Below are 22,076 nucleotides of genomic sequence, written 5' to 3'. Positions count from 1 at the left end.
CCCTACTGTTCTTCGCCGAGGATGGCGGTCACGCGGAACCGTTCGCCGTCGGAGTCGGGCGCCCCGGAGAGCGCCTGCTCCTGCGTCAGCGTCGTGCCGACCACGTCGGGTCGGGTGACGTTGCCGAGCGGCACGGGGTGGCTCGTCGCCGGGACGTCGTCGGTCGCGACCTCGGCGACCTTGGCGACGCTCTCGACGATGTGCGACAGCTCCCCGGTCAGCTTCTCGATCTCGTCGGGCGTGAGTGCGATACGTGCGAGGTTCGCCAGGTGCGCGACCTGCTCGCTCGTGATGTCAGGCATGGTGCTCCGTCGATCGGTTCGTGGAATGCCCAACAGTCTATTGGCTGCGTCGAGCGCGCAGGCGCGGCTGTGGACAACGCACGCCCGGCCCGGTGCCGGGCGTCCGGACCGGCAGCGGGCCGCGCCCCACGGGCACGGCCTGCCCGACGCTGGCGCGTCGTTCAGGAACCGGCGGCGTGGACCCGAGCGGTCACTTCCCGTCCTTGCCGCCGCCAGCCGGCGCGGCCGGAGCCGCCGGAGCCGCCGGAGCCGCCGGTGCAGCGGGAGCAGCCGGAGCGGGAGACGCGGCAGCACCCCCGTCGGGCGCGGACGTCGGCGCCGGTGTCGCCTGGTCGTCCTGCGCGTTCCCCTGCCCGGACGAGGAGCCCGACGACGAGGAAGACGACGACGAGGACGACTTGCTCGCCTGCCCGATCATCGCCTGGCTCGGTGCCGGCAGCGCTCCCCCGCCGACGGTCTGGTCCAGGTACGCCATCATCGACTTCCCGACCCCGAACTTCGCGCTGTACCCGGTCGTGCCCTGCAGGAACGGCCAGTGCGCCAGGCTCACGCCGCCCTGGACGTTGCCGATCCAGGTGGCGTTCGTGTACTTCGTCGACGACGCCACCAGCCAGTTCTGCACGTCACCGTCGGTGGTGCCGGTCTTCGCGAACTTCGGCACGCTGTCCCCGGGGTTCGCGGTCGCGGCGGTCCCCGATCCGGACAGCACACCCTGCAGCGCGTAGTCGACGGTGCCCGCGACGTCGGCGGAGACGCCCTGCGTGCAGGACGACGGCGTCGGGGTGATCTTCGTGCCGTCGGCCTCGGTGACCGAGTCGATCGCGGTGGGCGTGCAGACGACGCCGTCGTTGGCGAAGCCCGCGTAGGCCTCGGCCAGGTCGATCGGCGACAGCTCGTTGACGCCGAGGATCGACGACGGCGTCTGGCCGAGGGCGGCCCCGTCGGCCCGGTGGATCCCCATCGCCTGCGCGAGCTGGGCGATCTTGCACAGGTCGAGCTGCTTGCCCATCGCGCCGAAGGCCGTGTTGATCGACTCGACGGTCGCGGCCTGCACGGTCATCGACGCCGGCACCGTCTCGGCGTTCGCGACGGGCCAGACCCCGCCGCTGACGTTCTGGCACGAGTTCGTGAACTCGGAGTTCTGGAACGTGTGCTCGGTCGTGGAGACGGATTCGGACAGGGTGTGGCCGCTGGCGAGCCACTCGGCCAGGGTGAACACCTTGTAGGTCGAGCCGGTCTGGAACCCGCCGGAGTTGCCGTACCCGGAGTCGGCGCTGTAGTTGACCGCGGTGGCACCGGCGCCGGCGTTGTCGCCCTGCGTGTACGTGGTGTTCTGCACCATCGACATGATCCGCCCGGTCCCCGGCTCGACGGTGACGTTCGAGCCACCGACGTCGACGCCGGCCATGGTCGCCGGCACGTAGGTCGACAGGGCGTTCTGCGCCTGGCCCTGCAGGTCGAGGTCGAGCGAGGTGTGGATCTGCAGGCCCTTGGTGTCGAGCGTGGCGATGCGTGCCGCGGCGGTCTTGCCGAACGCCGGGTCCTGCAGCACCTGATCGCGGACGTAGTCGCAGAAGTACCCGGCGTCGTAGCTCGTCGCGGCCGCCGAGCACCCGTTGGCGGTCTCGGTGATCTTGGGCGTCACGGGCGTCGCGATCGCCTTCGTCATCTCGGCCTTCGTGATGGAGCCGTGCACCTGCATCCGGCGGAGCACGTAGTCGCGGCGCTCCTTCGTCAGCGCGTACCCGTTCGCCTTGCCGTTCTCCTTGTCGCCCGGTACGTCGATGCGCAGGTTCGACGGGTTGTTCAGGATCGCGACGAGCGTGGCGGACTGCACGAGCGACAGGTCCTTGGCGTGCACGCCGAAGTAGTACTCGGCCCCCGCCTCGGCACCGTAGACCCGGCCGCCGAGCCCGACGAGGTTCAGGTACCCGGTCAGGATCTCGTCCTTCGAGTACTTCTTGTTGACGGCGATGGCGTACCGCATCTCCTGCAGCTTGCGCTGCGGGGTGACGCCGGCGACGTCCAGGTAGCACGCGTCGATCTTCTTCTTGGTCGCGGCCTGGTCCTTGCCGGTGAGCTGTTCGCACTGCTGCACCAGGACGTTCTTGACGTACTGCTGCGTGATGCTCGAGCCGCCCTGCACGTCCCCGCCGACGACGGTCGCGGCGACACCGCGCAGGGTGCCGAGCACGTCGATGCCGCCCTCGTCGTAGTAGCGCGGGTCCTCGGTGTCGATCGCGGCTTCCTTGAGCGTTTCCGCCATCTGGTCGGCCGTCACGTTCGTGCGGTTCTCGGCGTAGAACGAGGCGATCTTGACCTGTTTCCCGCCCTGCTCCGCGTACACGGACGACACCTGCTGCGGGGTCTGCACGTCGAGGTAGGTCGGCAGGTCCTCGAAGAACGACACCGCCCCCGACGTCCCCTCTCCCGCGACGGCGACCGCCGGGGTCACCGCGACGGCGACGAGCATGCCGGCGAGCACGGACATCACCACGAACATCAGGAGAGCACCAGGCCATCGCACCACACGCATGACGGAACCGTAGGCAGCAGGGCTGTACTGGTTCTGCCCTGGAACGAGTGCAGGCTGCGGTCGCGTTCAGGTTGCCACCCAGGCGGCCTTCGAGGCGGCGTCGCGATCCGCACGTGCGCACCGATCCGGCCGGGAGGCCCGCGGCGGCCCCGGCACGTCGGCCGGCGGTCACGATCGGGTCACGCTCACCGCGTCGTCAGGATCCGCAGGGCACCGCCCGTCGGACACGGTCCGTCAGTCACGGGGCTGCAGGTCCTGCGGGCGCACGAGGTACATGTCCGGCGAGGCACCGACGATGCCGTCACCACCCGACCTGCCGCGCCGGATCTGCTCGCGCACCAGGTCGCCGCGCCCGATCCCGATCAGGGCGACGTCGTGCAGCGAGGCCGTTCCGGGCTTCAGGTAGTCGTTGTGCCCGACCGGTCGGCGGAACACGTCCCCGGCGGACAGGGCGTCGGCGCCGCCGGCCAGGTCGAGCACGGTGGACCCGAACGAGGCTCCGCCGGGGTCGGTGCCGAAGTACCCGGAGCCCGCGATGGGGTCGCTGTGCGCGCCGCCGACGAAGACCTGCCCGGTGGCGACGGCGAGGTCGGACGCGGAGCGGACGTCGCTGCCCGGTGACCCGAGGACCGTCAGGGTGTCCGCGGTCATCCGGCCCGACGCCAGGGCCATCATCGCCGCCGTCGACCCGTACGAGTGCGCGACGATGTTGACCCGCGGTCGGTCGTCCGCGCGGAGCGCACGCAGTCCGGCGACGGTCCGTTCGAGCCGCTGGGCCCCGGTCCGCGCGAGTTCGAGCGACATGATGTTGGACAGGTCCGGCGTGCGGTACCCCATCCAGGCGACCACGGCGACACCCGACCCGTTGCCGGTCGCGGCGAGCGGGGCGAGGGTGGCCTGCTCGCTGGACAGGTCGTTCGCCGTGTTCGTGAAGTCGGTCATCTGTCCGGTGACCGTGAAGAACATGCCCGGCACCACGACGGTGACGTCGGCCGCCGTGTCGAGGTCACCGATGCTGATCGCCGCACGCCCGGAGTCCCGGGTGTCCAGCGTCACGAGGAAGCGCCGCGGGTCACCCGGTTCGTGCACCAGCGAGTCCCGCACCTGCCCGAGCATCGCGGCCCGGGCGGCACCGACGTGGGCGTCGGCGAGACCGGAGTGCAGCGTCGCACGGTTCGCCTGGTCACGGACGACGTAGGGCACGCCCTCGAGGTTGCCGACCAGATCCGGTGCGTGCACGAGGAGGCGGTCCTGCTCGTCGGCGGGCAGGTGCGACCACCACTGCGCGACGGTCTGGGCGGGCGGGGGGTCGTCCTGCACGGCTGCCACGACGCGGCGGTCAGTGGCCGCACGGCGCAGGGCTGCGGGCCCGAGTGCACCGAGGTCCTCGACGAACGCCCGCCCGTGGGCGACGGCGAGGTCGTCGACCCCGACCCGTCGCAGCGACGCCGACGTGGCGACGACGGTGAGGTCGTCGAGCGGCACGATGCGTGACGGGGCCGTTGCGACGGCGGTGGCCCTGGCGACCGGGACCGGGGGCACGCCCGGGGCCTCGATCACTCCGAGCGAGTGCATCGAGGCGGTGAGCAGAGCCGCGGCGATGAGCAACAATCGGATCTCCCCCGGGAAGGCCGTCCCGACGTCCCCCTGCAGACGACGGGTGATGCTCCGCCGAGTCTACGGAGATGTCCGCGGATCATCCATGCGTGATGCAACTTGTCCCCCGGACTGGGCGCCGTCGGCTCCGCGCCGCGCGCAGCGGATCGGATCCCGTGTGCTCGCGCCCCGCTCAGTCCTCGGTCGCGGGCGCCTCCGGCTCGGCGAGCGCCGCAGGCCCTTCGGTGACGAGCAGGTGGAACTGCTCGGCGTCGATGATCCGCACCCCGAGCTGTTCGGCCTTCGTGAGCTTCGAACCGGCTCCCGGTCCGGCGGCCACGAAGTCGGTCTTCTTGCTCACGCTCGAGGCCGCCTTGCCGCCGGCGGTCATGATGGCCTCGAGCGCACCTTCGCGCGTGTAGCCCTCGAGTGAACCGGTCGCGACGACGGTGACGCCGCTCAGCACGCCGCCCTCGACCTCGGCGCTGCCGGGGCCGGGGTGGCCCGGGGTGGCGAACTGCACGCCGGCCGCGGTCCACCGGTCGATGATCTCGCGGTGCCAGTCGACCTCGAACCAGGCGAGCAGGGCGTCGGCGATGATGCCGCCCACCCCGTCGACGGCGGCGAGGTCCTCGCGCGAGGCCGACCGGATGGCGTCGAGGGAGCCGAAGTGGTTCGCCAGGGCACGGGCGGCGACGGGTCCGACGTGGCGGATGCTCAGGCCGACCAGGATCCGCCACAGCGGCTTCGTCTTCGCGGCGTCGATGTTCGCGAGCATCTCGAACGCGTTCTTCGACGGGTAGCGGCTCGGCTCACCGGTGTAGTCGGCACCGCGTGCTCCGGGGTCGAACGGCGGGTCGGTCTTCTTGCGCGCCCGGCTGAACGGCGTGACGCGCTTGGGTGTGCCGTCGTCGTCGACCTTCTCCATGCCGGTCTCGGCGTCGCGGACGATGACCTCGATCGGGACGATGTCCTGCATCGTCAGGTCGAACAGTCCGGCCTCGGTCACGAGCGGCGGGGTCTCCGGGCGGAGCGGCTGCGTCAGAGCCGCGGCCGCGACCTCGCCGAGCCCCTCGATGTCGAGCGACCCGCGCGAGGCGATGTGCTCGACCCGGCCGCGCACCTGCGCCGGGCAGCTCTTCGCGTTCGGGCAGCGCAGGTCGATGTCGCCTTCCTTCGCCGGGGCGAGCTCCGTGCCGCACTCGGGGCAGTGGGTCGGCATCACGAACTCGCGCTCGGAGCCGTCGCGGAGCTCGACCACCGGGCCCAGGACCTCAGGGATGACGTCGCCGGCCTTCCGCAGCACGACGGTGTCCCCGATCAGCACGCCCTTCGCCTTGACGACCTGCTGGTTGTGCAGTGTGGCCTGGCGGACGACGGACCCCGCGACCTCGGCCGGGGCCATCACGGCGAACGGGGTGGCACGGCCGGTCCGACCGACGCTGACCACGATGTCGGTGAGCGTCGTGTGGACTTCTTCCGGCGGGTACTTGTACGCGATCGCCCACCGCGGCGCACGCGAGGTCGACCCGAGTTCTTCGTGCAGGGCGAGGTCGTCGACCTTGACGACGACGCCGTCGATCTGGTGCTCGACCGACGATCGGCGTTCCCCCGTGGTGCGGACGAAGCCGTTGACCTCGTCGATGGTGTCGAACACCCGGTAGTGGCTGCTCGTCGGCAGTCCCCAGGTCTGCAGGAGCTCGTACACCTCGGACTGGCTGCGGACGTCGGTGCCCTGCTCGAGTTCACGGACGGGCCACGCGCCGATGCCGTGCACGAGCATCCGCAGACGCCGCAACCGGTCGACCATCAGTGCCCGCTTCGCCTCGGACTTGCCCTCTTCCTTCTGGCGGAGCGACCCGGCGGCGGCGTTGCGCGGGTTGGCGAACACCCGCTCCCCCGCTTCGCGCTGGTTGGCGTTCAGCTCGTCGAACTCGGCGACCGGGAAGAAGATCTCGCCCCGGACCTCGACCAGGGGCGGGTGACCGGTGCCGGACAGGCGGTCCGGGATCGTGCCCATCGTGCGGACGTTGCCGGTGACGTCCTCGCCGACCACGCCGTCGCCGCGGGTCGCCGCCGAGACGAGCCGACCGTGCTCGTACCGCAGGTTGATCGCCAGACCGTCGATCTTCAGCTCGGTCAGGAACCGCACCCGCTCGGCGCCGGCGTCCCGCTGCACCTTGACGCCCCACTCGGTCAGTTCGTCGGGGCTGAACACGTTGTCGAGCGAGAGCATGCGTTCGGCGTGCTCGACCGGCGCGAACTGCGTCGTCTGTGCCTGCCCGCCCACGGTCTGCGTCGGGCTGTCGGGCGTCACGAGTTCCGGGAACCGCCGCTCGATCGCGTCGAGGCGGTGCACCAGCGCGTCGTAGTCGGCGTCGGACAGGGGCGAGGCGTTGCCCTCGTAGTAGTCGTGCCGCAGCTCGTTGACGCGGGCGCGCAACCGGTCGACTTCTCGCGCGGCCTGGGCGGCGTCGAGCCCGTCGGGGTCGATGGTCTCGAACGTCGCGTCGGTCTCGCTCATGGCATCAGTTCTACCGTGCACCACCGACGCGGCGTGCAGCGGGCGTGTGCCCCGGGAGCGGCGGGGTCAGGCGTCGACGGGGACGGCGCTGACCGTGGTGTCGATCGTGCACTGGCCGAGCACCCGCGTGCCGACGTAGACCACGGCCGTCTGTCCGGGAGCGACCCCGTGCAGCGGCTCGTCGACGTCGATCACGAGCACGTCGTCCTGCACCCGGGCGGTCGCCGGCACCGGGTCGGCGTGCGCGCGGATCTGCACGTCGCAGGCGAACGGCGTCGCGGGGTCGGCCGGCGCCGTGCCCGCCCAGGTGAAGCGCGAGCCCGACATCGAGGTGACGGCGAGGGCTTCCTTCGGGCCGACGACGACGGTGTTGTCCTTCGGGCGGATCTCGAGCACGAACCGCGGCTTGCCGTCCGGCGCCGGACGACCGAGGGCCAGGCCGCGACGCTGTCCGACGGTGTAGCCGGTCGCGCCCTCGTGCGAGCCGACGACCGTGCCGTCCCGCTCGACGACCTCGCCGGGAGCCGTGCCGACGCGGTCCGCCAGCCAGCCGCGGGTGTCGCCGTCCGGGATGAAGCAGATGTCGTACGAGTCCGGCTTCTGGGCGACCGTCAGCCCGCGCTCGGCGGCCTCGGCCCGGACCTCGTCCTTCGACGGGGTCGCGCCGAGCGGGAACATGGCGTGCTGCAGCTGCTCGGCGGTCAGGACCCCGAGCACGTACGACTGGTCCTTCGCCCAGGCGGCCGACCGGTGCAGCTCGCGGGAGCCGTCCGGGCCGGTGACGATCGAGGCGTAGTGCCCGGTCGCGACGGCGTCGAAGCCCAGGGCCAGGGCCTTCTCGAGCAGCGCCGCGAACTTGATCCGCTCGTTGCAGCGCATGCAGGGGTTCGGGGTGCGGCCGGCCTGGTACTCGGCCACGAAGTCGTCGACGACGTCTTCCTTGAACCGGGCCGAGAAGTCCCACACGTAGTACGGGATCCCGAGGGCCGACGCGGCGCGTTGGGCGTCCATCGAGTCCTCGATGGTGCAGCACCCGCGGCTGCCGGTGCGCAGGGTGCCGGGCATCCGGCTCAGGGCCAGGTGCACGCCCACCACGTCGTGGCCGGCGTCGACCGCCCGGGCTGCGGCCACCGCCGAGTCGACACCACCGCTCATCGCCGCAAGAACACGCATGCCCCCAGGGTAACCCGCCGACGAAGCGGTACCGCTGGCGTACGGTTGGTCGAGCGATGGCCACGACGGGGAACGACTCATTCGACTTCCGGTCCGTCCTGCTGTCCGGGTTCCTGCCCGCAGCGCTCTTCGCGATCGGCGAGGGCGCGATCATCCCGATCATCCCGATCGCCGCCGACTCGCTCGGTGCCAGCCTGGCGTTCGCGGGCTTCGTCGCCTCGCTCATCCTGGTCGGCGAGCTCATCGGCGACGTGCCGTCCGGCATCGTCGTCGCCCGCATCGGTGAGCGGAACGCGATGATCGGCGCCGCACTCGTCTCGGTGGTCGGGCTCGTGGTCGCCACGACGGCCACGAACGCCTGGGTCCTGGCACTCGGGGTGTTCCTGGTCGGTGTCTCCACCGCGGTCTTCGCCCTCGCTCGGCACGCCTACATGACCACCGCGATCCCGCTGCGGATCCGCGCCCGGGCGTTGTCGAGCCTCGGCGGCGTCTTCCGCTTCGGCTACTTCGTCGGGCCGTTCATCGCCGCCGGTGTCATCCACCTGACCGGCACCACCAGCAGCGCCTTCTGGATCCACGTCGTCTGCTGCCTGGCGGCGGCGGTCGTGCTCCTGGTGCTGCGCGACCCGGCGACGGGCACACGCGGTCTGCGGTTGCCGCCACGGGCCTCCAGCCGGTCGACCGGCCACGGGGCGGACGCGAGCGGCCACGCGACCGAACCGCCCGCCGACACGGGCGCGCAGTTCGTCCAGCAGGAGGCGCAGGGGCTCTTCCGCACCATCCGCGCGAACGGGGCGGTCCTGCTGCGGCTCGGCAGCGGCGCCGGCCTGATCGGAGCGATGCGCGCCGGGCGGCAGGTGATCCTGCCGCTGTGGGCGGTGAGCGTCGGCCTCGACGACTCGACCGCGGCGCTGGTGATCGGCATCGCCGGAGCGGTCGACTTCGCGCTGTTCTACACGAGCGGGCAGATCATGGACCGGTGGGGGCGGCTCGCGAGCGCCCTGCCCTGCATGCTCGGCCTGAGCATCAGCTACTTCCTGCTCGCCTGGAGCGGCCACCTGGACGCCCGGGTCGGCTGGTTCGTCGCGATCGCGATGGGCATGTCGCTGGCGAACGGCGTCGGTTCCGGCATCCTCATGACGCTCGGCGCGGACCTCGCCCCGCGCGACGCCCCGGCACCGTTCCTGGGGGCGTGGCGGTTCACCGGCGACTTCGGGTCGGCGGCGGCACCGCTCCTCATCTCCGGCGTGACCGCCGTCGCCTCCATCGCGGTCGCGAGCGGTGTCATGGGCGTGCTCGGCCTGGTCGGCGCGGGCATCCTGCTCCGCTACGTGCCCCGGTACCTGCCGCGCCCGTTGCGCTGACGCACGGCGCGCACCGTGCGCGCTGTCGCTTCGTGGCGCACCGTGCGTGCTCCTCCGCTCCGTGCGCCGTTGACCGCACCGTGCGCATCCACAGCGCCGCACCCAGCCGCCGAGCTCGCACCGGGTCGCGGATCGCGCACAGTGCGTCCCACGGCCTGGAGGCCCGGTGCACGTCCGCCGCGCACCCCACGCTCGGTAGACTGCCGCTGCTCGCGGGAGTGGTGGAATCGGTAGACACGCAGGATTTAGGTTCCTGTGCCCCAGGCGTGAGGGTTCGAGTCCCTCCTTCCGCACCGAGTCCCCCCTGCCACACGGTTGCGGTCATCCGCACGCCTCGAGCAGGTCATTCCCGCGAGGGATGGCCCGGCCACTCCCGGGCGGTACCCTCGTCCCGCGGGTGTCCTCCCCGTGACCCCCGCCTCCACGACCGGAAGAACCATGCACTCCGTCGCACTCGCCCTGATCCCGTGGCTCGATCCGCAGTACATCCTCGACCACTTCGGGGCCATCGCCGTGCTCGTGGTCTGCGCGATCGTGTTCGCCGAGACCGGTCTGCTCATCGGCTTCATCTTCCCGGGCGACAGCCTGCTGGTCATCACCGGCCTGTTCGCCTTCGACCGCGGCGGCGAGATCGGCGGCATCCCGATCTGGGTCGCAGCGCTGATGATCGGCGCTGCCGCGTTCCTCGGCGGCGAGCTCGGGTACTACATCGGCAAGAAGGCCGGGCCACCGATCTTCGAACGCAAGGACAGCGGGCTCTTCTCGAAGGCCAACGTCGAGCGCACCAACGCGTTCTTCCACCGCTTCGGCCCCCTCGCCGTGATCCTGGCGCGCTTCGTGCCGGTCGTCCGCACCTTTGCCCCGATCGCCGCGGGCGTCGGCCGGATGGACTACAAGAAGTACTCGCTCTACAACGCCATCGGCGCCGTGGTCTGGGGCGTCGGGGTGACGTTCCTCGGGTACTTCATCGGGCACATCCCCTTCGTGGCGCACATCGTCCGCGAGTACATCGACATCATCCTGCTGGCCGCCGTCGTCGTGACCGTCGTGCCGATGGCGCTGACGTACCTGCGCAACGCCCGCAAGGCGAAGCACGCGAACGAGGCCGAGGCCGCCGCGACCCCGACGGTCGACCCGACGCTCTAGTCGCAGCACCGACTGTCCGGCGCGTCCGCGCGTCGACGGACAACGAAGTCGCCCCGGACCACGTGATCGCGTGGTCCGGGGCGACTTCGGTCGTTCGGAACGGAACGGGCGCCGGCGCTCAGACGCCGAAGTGCTCCCGGACGACCGGCGCGATCCCGCGGAACGCCTTGCTGCGGTGCGACAGCGCGTTCTTCTCGTCGCGGGTGAGCTCCGCCGACGAACGATCCGCGTCGTCCGGCCGGAACACCGGGTCGTAGCCGTGGCCGCCGTCGCCGACGGGTTCGGTCAGGACCTCGCCGTTCCAGACGGCCTCGACCACGTGCTCCTGACCGTCGGGTGTCACGAACGCGGCCGCGCACACGAAGGCGGCGGTGCGCTCGACGACGCCGTCCAGGTTCTGCAGCAGCATCGCGATGTTGTCGGCGTCCGACCGGGTGCCGGCGTACCGGGCCGAGTGGATGCCCGGTGCGCCGTCGAGTGCGTCGACGGCGATCCCAGAGTCGTCGGCGAGCGCCGGCAGCCCGGTGTGGGCGACCGCGGCACGGGCCTTGATCAGGGCGTTCGCCGCGTAGCTGTCGCCGTCCTCGACCGGCTCCGGACCGTCGTACCCGACGAGTTCGACGCCCTCGCCCAACGCCGACCCGAGGATCTCGCGCAGTTCGACGACCTTGCCCTGGTTGTGGGTGGCCAGCACCACCTCGCGGGACGTCACGCCAGGCCCAGGACCGAACGCTGGATCGCCGCGAGCGACTGGTTGCCGGCCAGGCCCAGGTCGAGCAGGACGTTCAGCTCGTCGCGGTCGAACGGCGCGTGCTCGGCGGTGCCCTGCACCTCGATGAACTTGCCCGACCCCGTCGTGACGATGTTCATGTCGGTGTCGGCGGCGGAGTCCTCGGTGTAGGCCAGGTCGAGCATCGGCTCGCCGCCCACGATGCCGACGGAGATCGCCTGCACGCTGTCGGTGAGCGGCGTGGCCTTCTTGGCGATGAAGCCCTTGGCGCGGCCCCACTCGATCGCGTCGACCATCGCGACGTACGCGCCCGTGATCGACGCCGTGCGGGTGCCGCCGTCGGCCTGCAGCACGTCGCAGTCGATGACCAGGGTGTTCTCGCCCAGGGCCTTCGTGTCGACGACGGCCCGGAGCGACCGGCCGATCAGGCGGGAGATCTCGTGCGTGCGGCCGCCGACCTTGCCCTTGATGGACTCGCGCTGCATGCGCTCGTTCGTCGACCGCGGCAGCATCGAGTACTCGGCGGTGACCCAGCCGGTGCCCTTGCCGGCGAGCCAGCGGGGCACGCCGTTGGTGAACGACGCGGTGCAGAGCACCCTGGTGTCACCGAACGAGATGAGCGCGCTGCCCTCGGCCTGCGAGCTCCACCCCCGCTCGATCGTGACGGGACGGTGGTCGGTGGCGGTGCGGCCGTCGACGCGGAGTGTGTCGGTCATGGGGTCCTTTCGGTGCGGGGCAGCGTGATGGCCCCCGTCTGGAGGTGGCCGACGCTCGAGACCTCGGGTCCGAGGAAGCGCCGGGCGAGCCGGATGAAGCCGTTCTTGTCGTCGCCCGTCGCCTCGAACGAGTAGGTCGGGGCGGTGGTCGCGGTGCGCTCGAGCCCGTGCTCCACGAGTCGGCGGTAGACGTCGTTCGCGGTCTCCTCGGCGCTGGAGACGAGCGTGACCTCCGGACCCATGACGAACTGGATCGCGGCGGACATCAGCGGGTAGTGGGTGCAGCCGAGCACCAGGGTGTCGACGTCGGCGGCGCGGATCGGGTCGAGGTACCCGGCCGCGACCGCACGGAGCGACGGCGACGAGGTGTCACCCGCCTCGACGAACTCGACGAACCGCGGGCACGCGGCCGTGGTCAGCCTGACGTCGGCAGCGACCGCGAAGGCGTCCTCGTAGGCGCGCGACGCGATGGTGCCGACGGTGCCGATGACCCCGATGCGGCCCGTCCGGGTCTGCTTGACGGCGGCGCGGGCAGCTGGCTGGATGACCTCGACCACCGGGATGCCGTACGCCTGCTCGTAGCGTTCGCGGGCGTCCCGGAGCACGGCGGACGAGGCGGTGTTGCACGCGATCACCAGCGCCTTGACGCCCTGCTCGACCAGGTCGTCCATGACCTCGAGCGCGTAGCGGCGGACGTCCGCGATGGGCTTCGGACCGTAGGGCGAGTGCACGGTGTCCCCGACGTACCGGATGCTCTCGCGCGGGAGCTGGTCGATGATGGCGCGGGCCACCGTGAGCCCACCGACCCCGCTGTCGAAGACTCCGATCGGTGCATCCGTCACGGCACCAGCGTACCGACGCCCGCCGACGAGCACCGACGCGACCACGCGCGCCACGCTGGCCGGGCGCACGGGGTGATCCGGGCCTCCCCACCGGCACGTCACTAGTGTCGGAGACGTGACCAGCGCGCTCCTGACGGACCAGTACGAACTCACCATGGTCGACGCGGCCCTGAAGGACGGGACCGCCGACCGGCGATGCGTCTTCGAGGTGTTCGCCCGGCGGCTGCCGGACGGCCGCCGCTACGGTGTCGCGGCCGGCCTCGGACGCTTCCTCACCGCCCTCGGCGACTTCCGCTTCGGCGACGAGGAGATCGGGTTCCTGCGCGACCGCGGCGTCATCGACGCCGGCACCGCGGCGTGGCTCGCCGACTACCGGTTCACCGGGGACGTCCGGGCGTACCGCGAGGGCGAGGTGTACTTCCCGAACTCCCCCATCCTGCAGATCGAGGGCACCTTCGCCGAGGCCGTCGTGCTCGAGACCCTCGCGCTGAGCATCTACAACGCGGACTCCGCGATCGCCTCGGCCGCCGCCCGCATGGTCTCCGCCGCAGACGGCCGCCCGCTCGCCGAGATGGGTTCCCGCCGCACCGGCGAGTGGAACGCCGTCGCCGCCGCCCGTGCCGCGTACATCGCCGGGTTCGGCGCGACGAGCAACCTCGAGGCCGGGCGCACCTGGGGCATCCCGACGATGGGCACCGCCGCGCACGCCTTCACGCTGCTGCACGACTCCGAGGAGCAGGCCTTCCGCTCGCAGCTCGACGCGCTCGGCAACGCCACGACCCTGCTCGTCGACACCTACGACATCGAGGCAGCCGTGGAGACCGCCGTCCGGCTCACCGACGGCAAGCTCGGCGGCGTCCGGATCGACAGCGGTGACCTGCCGTCGGTCGTCGCCGCGGTGCGCGCACAGCTCGACCGGCTCGGCGCGACGAGCACGAAGATCACGGTGACGAACGACCTCGACGAGTACACGATCGCCGCACTCCGAGCCGCCCCGGTGGACTCGTACGGCGTCGGGACCTCGGTGGTCTCCGGCTCGGGGCACCCCGCCGCCGGCATGGTGTTCAAGCTCGTCGCACACCGGGACGCCGACGGTGGTGACTGGGTCCCCGTCGCCAAGAAGTCGGCCGACAAGGCGTCGATCGGCGGCCGGAAGGAGGCGGGGCGACGCCTCCGCAACGGCGTCGCCACCGCCGAGGTCGTGCTCACCGGAGCGCAGGTCGGTCCGGACGAGCGACCGCTCCTCGTCCCCGTCGTCACCGGCGGCGAGGTCGACCCGGCGTTCCTCGGCACGCAGGGCGTCGAGGCCGCACGCGCGCACCACAAGCGCGCGAAAGCGGAGCTGCCCGCCGACGCGTCGCGCATCGGACGTGGCGACCCCGCCATCCCGACCCTCGTGATCTGACGTCGCGGCGCGCGCCGCGCACATCGTGTCGCGTCGCGTGCCCGCTTGGTGAGCAGGAATGGTCGCCTGCCCGACGGCGACCCGACCGCTTCTGCTCACGATGCGCAGCCGGCGGACGCGGCAGACGGACAGGAGGCCCGTGGCGGCGTCGCCACGGGCCTCCTGTCCGCCTGTCGGTCGCGTCTACTCGGACTTCATCTTCTCGTAGATCGCCTTGCAGTCCGGGCAGACCGGGAACTTCTCCGGGTCGCGGCCCGGGATCCACTTCTTGCCGCACAGGGCCTTGACCGGCTTGCCGGACAGGGCCGACTGCAGGATCTTGTCCTTCTTGACGTAGTGCGAGAACCGCTCGTGGTCACCGGGTTCGATCGCTTCTTCTTCGAGGAGCTTCTCGAGCTCCCGGTCCATCACGTCGAGGCCGCCGCCTGGTTCCGTCATGCTCATGGTTCCAGGGTACGACGGTCCGCCCTCGGGCGCGCCGCCCGTCCCGCTCGTCGCGCTGTGCCGCTGGGCCGTTAGTCGCGCTGTGCCGCTGGTTGCGTCGTGCCGCTAGTTGCGCTGTGCCGCGGCGAGCAGGTCGGGGCCGCGTCGGTCGAACAGGCGTCCGCCGACGGAGACACCGATGACGAGCACGACGGCACCGACCCCGATGCCCACCAGGAGCGTCAGCACCGACCACGGCTCCGGACCCTGCACGACGGCGAGCACCGCGAGACAGGCGGCGGGGACCGTGCAGAGCACGATGCCGATCACCATGGAGGCCTGCGCCACCGTCGCCGTGACGCCGGCGGCCTGCGGCTGCTGGAACGGGTGATCGCCCGGGCGCACCGTCGGGTACGGCATCAGCACCGACAGGACGCTCGACAGCCCGAGGCCGGACAGCAGTGCACTCGCACTCACACCGATGAGCAGCGGGAACGCCGCCCAGTCGCCGAACAGCCGTGCGGAGAGCGCGGCGCCGGCGACGATCGCGGGCGCTCCCACGACCAGCACGGGCACGACGCGACCGAGCCGATCGCTCCACCCGGGCGCACCGGAGGCGACGTGCAGCCACACGGCCGTGTTGTCGTAGGAGACGTCGTTGTGCGGCAGGAACCCGGCGATGAGGGCCATCAGCGGCAGCGGCACGAGCGCGGTCCACTGCCACGGCACCCCGGCGACACCGAGCGGGATCACGACGATCGGCACGAGCAGGATGATCAGGTACGACGTGCGGTACCGCGGGTCGCGCACCCAGTAGGTGAGCGCCCGGGCGGCGACGGCGGACACCGGGGCCGACCCGAAGCGGTCGAACCAGCCGAGGCCCTGGTACCGGCGAGTGCGGGGTCGGTCGTCGACGGTCTCGAGGGCACGGCCGACGAGCGACCACCACGCCCACGCGAGGAGTGCGACGACGACGACCGCGATCAGGAGCTTCAGGAGGCCGGCACCGACGTGGCCGCTCGCGACCTCGGCCGGCACGGCCCAGGCGGCGCCCCAGGGGGTCCACCCGGCGACGTCCGCGACGCGCTGCATCTCGGCGCCCTGCGGGTCGAGCCACTCGACGCGCAGCAACAGCGCCACCGTCGGGATCGAGAGGACGACGATGACGAGGGCCACCAGCCACCCGGCGTCCCGGGAGCGGTCCGGGCCGATCAGCCGCGAACCGACGGTGCAGCACACCCGGATCAGCAACGCGCAGGTCGCGACGCCGAGCAGACCACCGACGACCGCGAGCAGTCCGAGCCCGGGGTCACGGGCCCAGGCGACGACCTGACCGGCCGCGACGACGACCACACCGATGACGGGGATGCCGACGAGTCCGGCGACCACGAGCCCGATCGCCAGGCGACGTCGCTCGATCCCGAACACGGCGAAGCGCCGCGGGTCGAGCTGGTCGCTCCGCCCGACGACGAGTGGCACGACCGTGAACCCGAAGGCGATCAGGGTGCCGACGGGCACGACCACGGCGCGTGCGACGTCCGGGTCGGCATCGCCGAGCGCGATCGTCCGCGACGCGACGAACACGGCGGCGAGGAGACCGACGAGGCTGGCGAGCACGACGGCGACGGAACGGCGGGCGGTGCCGCGGACCTCGCCCGCGAGCAGGTCCGCCCTCAGCCGGAGAAGCTGTGCAACCATTCCATGCTCTCTGCGACGACACGACCGCCGGCGAGTTCGACGAACTTGTCCTCGAGGCTCTTGCGGCCGCGGACCTGGGCCATGGTGCCGGACGCCAGGACCTTGCCGCCGACGATGATGGCGACCGAGTCGCAGGTGCGCTGCACGAGCTCCATCGAGTGGCTCGACAGCACCACGGTGCCGCCGCCCCGGGTGTAGCGGCGCAGGATGTCCGTGATCGTCGCGGCGCTCACCGGGTCGACCGACTCGAACGGCTCGTCGAGCACGAGCACCCGCGGTGAGTGGATGAGGGTCGCGGCCAGGGCGATCTTCTTCGCCATGCCGACGGAGTAGTCGGCGACCTGGCGTCCGAGCGCCTCGCCCAGCCCGAAGGCCTCGGCGAGGTCGGCGCTGCGCTTCCGGGCGGTGGTGCCGTCGAGCCCGCGGAGCGTGGCCGAGTAGTACAGCAGCTGCGCACCGGTCAGCCGGTCGAACAGGCGGAGCCGGTCCGGCAGGACCCCGAGGCTCCGCTTCGCGGCCGTGGGGTCGGCCCACACGTCGTGGTCGAGCACGGTCACCGAGCCGGCGTCGGGGCGCAGCAGTCCGGTGATCATCGAGAGGGTCGTCGTCTTGCCGGCGCCGTTCGGGCCGACCACGCCGAAGATCGAGCCCTGCCGGATCTCGAGGTCGACCTCGTCGACGGCCAGGGTCTGTCCGTACCGCTTCACCAGGCCGCTCGCCGCGAGCACCACGGGCTGGAGCGTCTGGGGTTGCTTCGGCGCGGCGGCGCGGGGTGCACGCTTCTTCGCCGCGGGCGAAGCGGCGGTGGTCGCCTGGTCGGCGTCGCCCGTCGCGTCGTCGGCGGCCGTCGGCGCGGGAGGCTCGGCCTCGGTCCGCGGGGCGGCCTTCGTCGGGCGCTTGGTGCGTCCCTTGCCACCGCGCGCCTTCGCGGGGCGCGGCGCCGCTGCCGGGGTCGGGGCGTCTGCCGGGTCCGAAGCCTCGTCGGAGCGGGCGTCCGTCACGCCGTCGGCGCGGGTGCCCGTCGTCTCGTCGGTGCTGGCGTCCGTCGTCTCCCCGGTGCGGGTGACCGTCGTCTCGCCGGTCATCGCGTCATCAGTGGCGGTGTCGTCCGCATCCGTGTCCCCCGTGTCGTCGTCTGCTGCGTCCTCCGCAGCCGCGGCGGTGTCCGCGTCGTCGGCGTCCCCCGCCTCGGTCATCCAGGCAGCGTCGGCCGTGGCGTACACGTCCTCGTTCTCTGCTCGCGCTGGCATCGACCCACCGTACCAACGCTCTCCGACCGGCGGGGACCGAGTCGGCCAGGGTCACGAATTGAGTACGAAGCGCGCCGACCCGTACCCAGCGAGGGGGTGTTTCCGTATCATTCACCAGGGCACGAAGGAGTGTTCACCACTTGGAAACCTGCTCCAGCAGGCGATCCCGGCGGCCTCCTCGCAGCGACTTCCACGTCGACGCGACCGGTTCTCGGGCAACTCGGACGTTGGAAGCGCAGACTCGACAAGGCCCGCCCGTACCCCAAGGTGCGCGGGCGGACACCAGAAGGGACCAGCATGACCACGCAGATCGTGATCCTCGCAGCGGGGATGGGCAGCCGGCTCGGCCGCAGCCTGCCGAAGCCGCTCACGGAGCTCAGTGACGGCCGCACCATCATGCAGCAGCAGTTCGACAACATCCGCGCCGCGTTCGGTTCGAGCGCCCGCGTGACGATCGTCGTCGGCTACAAGTCGGAGCACATCGTCGAGGCCTTCCCCGAAGCGAACTTCGTCTACAACGAGTCGTACGACTCCACGAACACCTCGAAGAGCCTGCTGCGCGCCCTCAAGGCCACCGGCAAGAGCGGTGTCCTCTGGATGAACGGCGACGTGGTCTTCGACCCGATGGCGCTCGTCCGTGCGGCCGACATGATCGACGAAGGCCGTTCCTTCGTCAGCGTCAACACCGACAAGGTCTCCGACGAAGAGGTCAAGTACACGGTCGACGCCGAAGGCTTCATCCACAAGCTGTCCAAGCAGGTCGTCGGGGGTCTCGGCGAAGCCGTCGGGATCAACTACGTCTCCGCGGCCGACAAGCAGGCCCTCATCCGTCAGCTCGGTCGCGTCGACGACCAGGAGTACTTCGAGGGCGGCATCGAAGCTGCCATCGCCGAGGACGGGCTACGCTGGACGCCGATCGACATCTCCGACCTGTACGCGGTCGAGATCGACTTCGCCGAGGACCTCGAGCGCGCGAACAACCTGTTCGCCTGAACCACCCGTCAGGACCCCTCGGCGTGTCCGCCCGAAGGGAAACCGTGACCACAGCGAGTGCGCCGACCGCGCCCGCGGCTGCCGCACCTGCGAGCGCCCGGAGCGCCGGTCGGCGCTATCGTCAGGCCCTCTGGCTGCTGACCGTCCGCGACCTCCGCGTCCGCTACTCGACGTCAGCGCTCGGCTACGTGTGGTCGATCCTCGACCCGCTCGTGATGTCGGGGATCTACTGGTTCGTCTTCACGCAGGTCTTCCACCGCGGTTCCGTCGGTGAAGATCCGTACATCGTGTTCCTGCTGTCCGCGCTGCTGCCGTGGATGTGGTTCACCGGCGGGGTCTCGGACTCCACCCGGGCGTTCATCAAGGAATCGAAGCTCATCCGCTCCACCACCATCCCCCGCACGATCTGGGTGGCACGGATCGACGCGTCGAAGGGCATCGAGTTCCTGCTGAGCCTGCCGGTCCTGGCGGCCTTCGCGATCGCGACGGGTGCGCACCTGCACTGGCAGGTCGTGTTCTTCCCGTTGGCGATCGTGCTGCAGTGCGCGCTGGTCTACGGCCTGGGGCTCATCGTCGCGCCGCTCGTGGTCTTCTTCCGCGACCTCGAGCGGGCCACCAAGCTCGTCCTGCGGTTCCTGTTCTACGCGTCCCCGATCATCTACGGCACCCACGCGCTGCCCTCTGCACTGCGCGACATCGCCGCGGTCAACCCGCTCACCGGCATCTTCGGCATGTACCGTGCGGCGTTCTTCCCGGGCCAGCTCGACTGGCTCGAGGTCTGCGCGTCGGTGGTCGTGACCGGCATCGTGCTCGTGATCGGGTTCGCGGTGTTCCGCCGCAGCGAGCACCGCGTGCTGAAGGAGCTGTGATGACCGCGACCGACCAGACCCGGCGCACCGAGACCGTCGCACCGGTCATCTCCGTCCGCGACGCCGGCATCTGCTTCAAACGCAACCGTCGGGCGAGCCGGAACTTCAAGGACCTGTTCGCCGGGCGTGGACGCCGCAAGCGCGCCGACGAGTTCTGGGCCCTGCGCAACGTGTCGTTCGACGTCCGCCCGGGCGAGGCGATCGGGGTCGTGGGACGGAACGGCCAGGGCAAGTCGACCCTGCTGAAGCTGGTGGCCCAGGTCATGTTGCCCGACGAGGGCCGCGTCGACGTGGGCGCCGGCGTCGCGCCGCTCATCGAGATCACCGGCGGGTTCGTCGGCGACCTCACGGTCCGGGACAACGTGTACCTGACGGCCGGTCTGCACGGCATGTCACGGGCCGAGATCCGCGACGCCTTCGACGAGATCATCGAGTTCGCCGAGATCGCCGACTTCGTCGACACCCCGTACAAGCACCTGTCGAGCGGCATGAAGGTCCGCATCGCGTTCGCCGTGATCTCCCGGCTCGACGAACCGGTCATCCTGGTCGACGAGGTCCTGGCCGTGGGCGACAAGGCCTTCCGCGAGAAGTGCTACAAGCGCATCGAGGAACTCCTGGCCGGCGGTCGGACGCTGTTCTTCGTCTCCCACAGCGACAAGGACCTCCGTCGTTTCTGTGATCGCGGGCTCTACCTCGACAAGGGTCGACTGCAGCTCGACGGCACCATCGAGGCCGCGCTCGCCCGGTACGCGGCGGACTACGGCTCCTGACCGGCCGGGGTACTCCCCCGCACGAACGCGCGCACCGGTGGCCCCCTCCACAGCCCCCGGTCCTCGTGGCCGCAACCGGGGTCCCGCCGTCGGACCCTCCCCCTAGCGTTCCACCCATGCACCACCCACCAACCGCGTACGCCGTCCCGTTCGCCGTCGACCGATCGCACGCACCGCGCCGGTACGACCTCGTCAACACCGGCTCCGAGCCGGTCGACGGACTCTCCCTCACCCATCTGGGCAACGGCTACTGCCCCCCGCTCGCGGTGCGTCGCCTCGACCCGGGCCGTTCGCTGTCCCTGGCGGTCTTCGGCGCCGACCCCGAGGACACCGGGGTCGTCATCGTGCGGTGGCGCCGACCCGACCGCTCCGAGTACCTCTGGCGGATGTCGCTCGTCGGGCCGGGCCTCCAGCCGTGACGCGGCCCGAGCACCCGGCACCGGACGTCCGGGGTGACGACGGAGCGTCAGCGCCCGTCGCGTTCGGCGGCGACTGTCCGCCACCGTTCCAGCAGCCACTCCACGGCGGCGTGGAACCGCTCCGTGGCGGCGCCCGGCGTCGTGTCGCCGAAGTACCGGGCGACCCAGTGCTGCAGACGTGCGAGCTCCTCGGCGTCGCTCGCAGCGGCGTCGACGCGGGCGATCACCGATGTGGCGTCGGCCGCGGTCAACCAGTTCGCGTCGCTCAGGTACCCACGCTCGTCGACGTCGGCCTCGGGCGAGACCGGACGCGTGACGATGAGCGGCTTGCCCACCGCGAGCCGGTCGTAGATCATCGCGCTGATGTCGGTGATCGCCACGTCGGCGTCCGCCAGCTGCCAGCCCAGGTCACCACCGTCGTCGTACAGGTGGTGCGCCGCAGGGTCGGCGGTGTTCGCGGCGCTGATCGCCGCGACGATCCGTTCGTGCGCCGCGCGGTACGCCGGGTCGAGCACGCCGCTGCGCGGGTGCGGGCGGTACACCAGACGGTGTCGGGGCGACGCGAGCACCTGGTCCGCGATGACCGTGCCGTGCGACGCGATCGACCCGTACGCCGCGGCGCCGCGGTCGCCCTCCCACGTCGGGGCGTAGAGCACGACGGTCCGGTCGTCGTCCGGGTACGGAGCCGCTCCGGCGAAGTGGTCGGCCTGTGGGCGTCCGATCGCGATCGTCCGGGCGTCCAGGTCGTAGTCCCACAGCGCCTCGGCCAGTCGGTCACGCGCGGCATCGCCCGCGACCAAGGCGTAGTCGTACGCCTTGAACTGGTTCGTGGTCATGTACATCTTGTCGCTCTCGCCGTGGTTGACGAAGACGTGCCACATCCGCCCGTACCGCATCATCTGGAAGTTGCGGGCGTTCTGGTTGACGTACAGCACCACCTTCGGCGCCTGGGTGTCGACGAAGTGCTCGAGGTCGACCACCTGCCGGGCGTAGACCGCGGGCACGGGCGACTCGTCGAGCAGCGTCAGCATGGTCCCCGGGCTCCGCGAGATGATCGCCACCGGGTGCGTCTTCGCGAGCTCGGCCAGCGGTGCGTACCACTGACGCACCTGGTACATGTTGACCGGGCCGTCGGCGAAGTACACGGCGATCTCGATCGAACCGGGCTTCGGCTGCCGCGCGGACGGCAGTCGCTGTGCGAGCTGACGACGGCTCCGGCGTGACGTCAGGAGTCGCTCGGCGAGCCGCAGTGCGGTCCGTAGGTCGCTGATGATCGACATGGTGCTTCTTCCGGGTCTGCTCTGGCGGGACGGGGCTGAC

The 22,076-nt window shown here is 71.2% G+C and carries 18 protein-coding genes, 1 tRNA gene and 1 pseudogene; 8 read left to right on the top strand and 12 right to left on the bottom strand.

Annotated features, from left to right (window positions below; genetic code table 11):
* Positions 1–2 precede the first annotated feature (2 nt).
* From gatC to mnmA, 5 genes are all read right to left on the bottom strand, one after another.
* The gene (gene gatC, locus ACL00U_RS04540; protein ID WP_017887005.1) at positions 3–302 is read right to left on the bottom strand and encodes an Asp-tRNA(Asn)/Glu-tRNA(Gln) amidotransferase subunit GatC; all 300 of its coding nucleotides are present in this window, start codon (positions 300–302) and stop codon (positions 3–5) included.
* Between the two features lie 190 nt (positions 303–492).
* Complete coding sequence (locus ACL00U_RS04535; protein ID WP_412873868.1) at positions 493–2,838, bottom strand: transglycosylase domain-containing protein; 2,346 nt, start codon at positions 2,836–2,838, stop codon at positions 493–495.
* Between the two features lie 234 nt (positions 2,839–3,072).
* Positions 3,073–4,449, bottom strand: a complete 1,377-nt coding sequence (locus tag ACL00U_RS04530; RefSeq protein ID WP_412873867.1) for an alpha/beta hydrolase — start codon at positions 4,447–4,449, stop codon at positions 3,073–3,075.
* A gap of 178 nt (positions 4,450–4,627) precedes the next feature.
* Positions 4,628–6,958 (bottom strand): NAD-dependent DNA ligase LigA, encoded by a 2,331-nt coding sequence (ligA, locus tag ACL00U_RS04525; protein WP_412873866.1) that lies wholly within the window; start codon positions 6,956–6,958, stop codon positions 4,628–4,630.
* A gap of 66 nt (positions 6,959–7,024) precedes the next feature.
* On the bottom strand, positions 7,025–8,131 hold the full coding sequence (gene mnmA / locus ACL00U_RS04520) for a tRNA 2-thiouridine(34) synthase MnmA (protein WP_031259645.1): 1,107 nt from the start codon (positions 8,129–8,131) through the stop codon (positions 7,025–7,027).
* Between the two features lie 56 nt (positions 8,132–8,187).
* Here mnmA and ACL00U_RS04515 point away from each other — a divergent pair, with 56 nt between their 5' ends.
* The 3 genes from ACL00U_RS04515 (at position 8,188) to ACL00U_RS04505 (ending at position 10,641) form a co-directional block, all read left to right on the top strand.
* Positions 8,188–9,495: an MFS transporter gene (locus ACL00U_RS04515; protein ID WP_042539205.1), complete on the top strand. Its 1,308-nt coding sequence runs from the start codon at positions 8,188–8,190 to the stop codon at positions 9,493–9,495.
* A 212-nt stretch (positions 9,496–9,707) separates the two neighbouring features.
* Positions 9,708–9,788: transfer RNA gene (locus tag ACL00U_RS04510), tRNA-Leu, on the top strand.
* A 145-nt stretch (positions 9,789–9,933) separates the two neighbouring features.
* Positions 9,934–10,641 carry a DedA family protein gene (locus ACL00U_RS04505; RefSeq protein WP_017887011.1) on the top strand — a complete coding sequence of 236 codons (708 nt, stop codon included), beginning with the start codon at positions 9,934–9,936 and terminating at the stop codon, positions 10,639–10,641.
* Between the two features lie 118 nt (positions 10,642–10,759).
* Here the strand turns inward: ACL00U_RS04505 and rdgB are convergent, their stop codons facing one another.
* From rdgB to murI, 3 genes are read right to left on the bottom strand one after another with little or no spacing between them, the layout of a single operon-like run.
* Positions 10,760–11,353, bottom strand: a complete 594-nt coding sequence (gene rdgB / locus ACL00U_RS04500) for an RdgB/HAM1 family non-canonical purine NTP pyrophosphatase (protein WP_017887012.1) — start codon at positions 11,351–11,353, stop codon at positions 10,760–10,762.
* Positions 11,350–12,087: a ribonuclease PH gene (gene rph / locus ACL00U_RS04495; RefSeq protein ID WP_042539201.1), complete on the bottom strand. Its 738-nt coding sequence runs from the start codon at positions 12,085–12,087 to the stop codon at positions 11,350–11,352. Before rph ends, rdgB begins: the two co-directional genes overlap by 4 nt.
* Positions 12,084–12,929 carry a glutamate racemase gene (murI, locus tag ACL00U_RS04490; protein ID WP_031259647.1) on the bottom strand — a complete coding sequence of 282 codons (846 nt, stop codon included), beginning with the start codon at positions 12,927–12,929 and terminating at the stop codon, positions 12,084–12,086. Before murI ends, rph begins: the two co-directional genes overlap by 4 nt.
* Before the next feature lie 112 nt (positions 12,930–13,041).
* Between murI and ACL00U_RS04485 the strand changes: the two are divergent.
* Positions 13,042–14,334 (top strand): annotated as a pseudogene (locus ACL00U_RS04485) (nicotinate phosphoribosyltransferase); the annotation flags it as partial.
* A gap of 183 nt (positions 14,335–14,517) precedes the next feature.
* Here ACL00U_RS04485 and ACL00U_RS04480 read toward each other — a convergent pair.
* The 3 genes from ACL00U_RS04480 to ACL00U_RS04470 form a co-directional block, all read right to left on the bottom strand.
* A complete protein-coding gene (locus ACL00U_RS04480; protein WP_017887016.1) occupies positions 14,518–14,778 on the bottom strand; it encodes a DUF3039 domain-containing protein in 261 nt (86 codons plus the stop codon).
* Between the two features lie 105 nt (positions 14,779–14,883).
* Positions 14,884–16,455: an ABC transporter permease gene (locus tag ACL00U_RS04475; RefSeq protein ID WP_140448456.1), complete on the bottom strand. Its 1,572-nt coding sequence runs from the start codon at positions 16,453–16,455 to the stop codon at positions 14,884–14,886.
* Positions 16,431–17,705 carry an ABC transporter ATP-binding protein gene (locus ACL00U_RS04470; RefSeq protein ID WP_254783308.1) on the bottom strand — a complete coding sequence of 425 codons (1,275 nt, stop codon included), beginning with the start codon at positions 17,703–17,705 and terminating at the stop codon, positions 16,431–16,433. The genes ACL00U_RS04475 and ACL00U_RS04470 overlap by 25 nt, the downstream gene beginning before the upstream one ends.
* 297 nt (positions 17,706–18,002) lie before the next feature.
* On the opposite strand from ACL00U_RS04470, the gene ACL00U_RS04465 reads away from it, so the two are divergent.
* The 4 genes from ACL00U_RS04465 to ACL00U_RS04450 all read left to right on the top strand — a co-directional run bounded on the left by ACL00U_RS04465 (position 18,003) and on the right by ACL00U_RS04450 (position 20,756).
* Positions 18,003–18,698: an NTP transferase domain-containing protein gene (locus tag ACL00U_RS04465; RefSeq protein WP_017887019.1), complete on the top strand. Its 696-nt coding sequence runs from the start codon at positions 18,003–18,005 to the stop codon at positions 18,696–18,698.
* Positions 18,699–18,742: 44 nt separating this feature from the next.
* Entirely contained in the window at positions 18,743–19,567 is an 825-nt protein-coding gene (locus ACL00U_RS04460; RefSeq protein ID WP_017887020.1) for an ABC transporter permease, read from the top strand.
* Entirely contained in the window at positions 19,567–20,337 is a 771-nt protein-coding gene (locus ACL00U_RS04455) for an ABC transporter ATP-binding protein (RefSeq protein ID WP_042539197.1), read from the top strand. The genes ACL00U_RS04460 and ACL00U_RS04455 overlap by 1 nt, the downstream gene beginning before the upstream one ends.
* Positions 20,338–20,453: 116 nt before the next feature.
* Positions 20,454–20,756, top strand: coding sequence for a hypothetical protein (locus ACL00U_RS04450; protein WP_017887022.1), 303 nt, complete (start codon positions 20,454–20,456; stop codon positions 20,754–20,756).
* A 47-nt stretch (positions 20,757–20,803) separates the two neighbouring features.
* Here the strand turns inward: ACL00U_RS04450 and ACL00U_RS04445 are convergent, their stop codons facing one another.
* Positions 20,804–22,036 carry a CDP-glycerol glycerophosphotransferase family protein gene (locus tag ACL00U_RS04445; RefSeq protein ID WP_071251166.1) on the bottom strand — a complete coding sequence of 411 codons (1,233 nt, stop codon included), beginning with the start codon at positions 22,034–22,036 and terminating at the stop codon, positions 20,804–20,806.
* Between the last annotated feature and the right edge of the window lie 40 nt (positions 22,037–22,076).

Source organism: Curtobacterium poinsettiae, from assembly GCF_047226435.1.
Classification (GTDB): Bacteria; Actinomycetota; Actinomycetes; order Actinomycetales; family Microbacteriaceae; genus Curtobacterium; species Curtobacterium poinsettiae.
The sequence above is the reverse complement of the archived record's forward strand: the minus strand, read 5'-3'. Positions and strand labels throughout refer to the sequence as shown.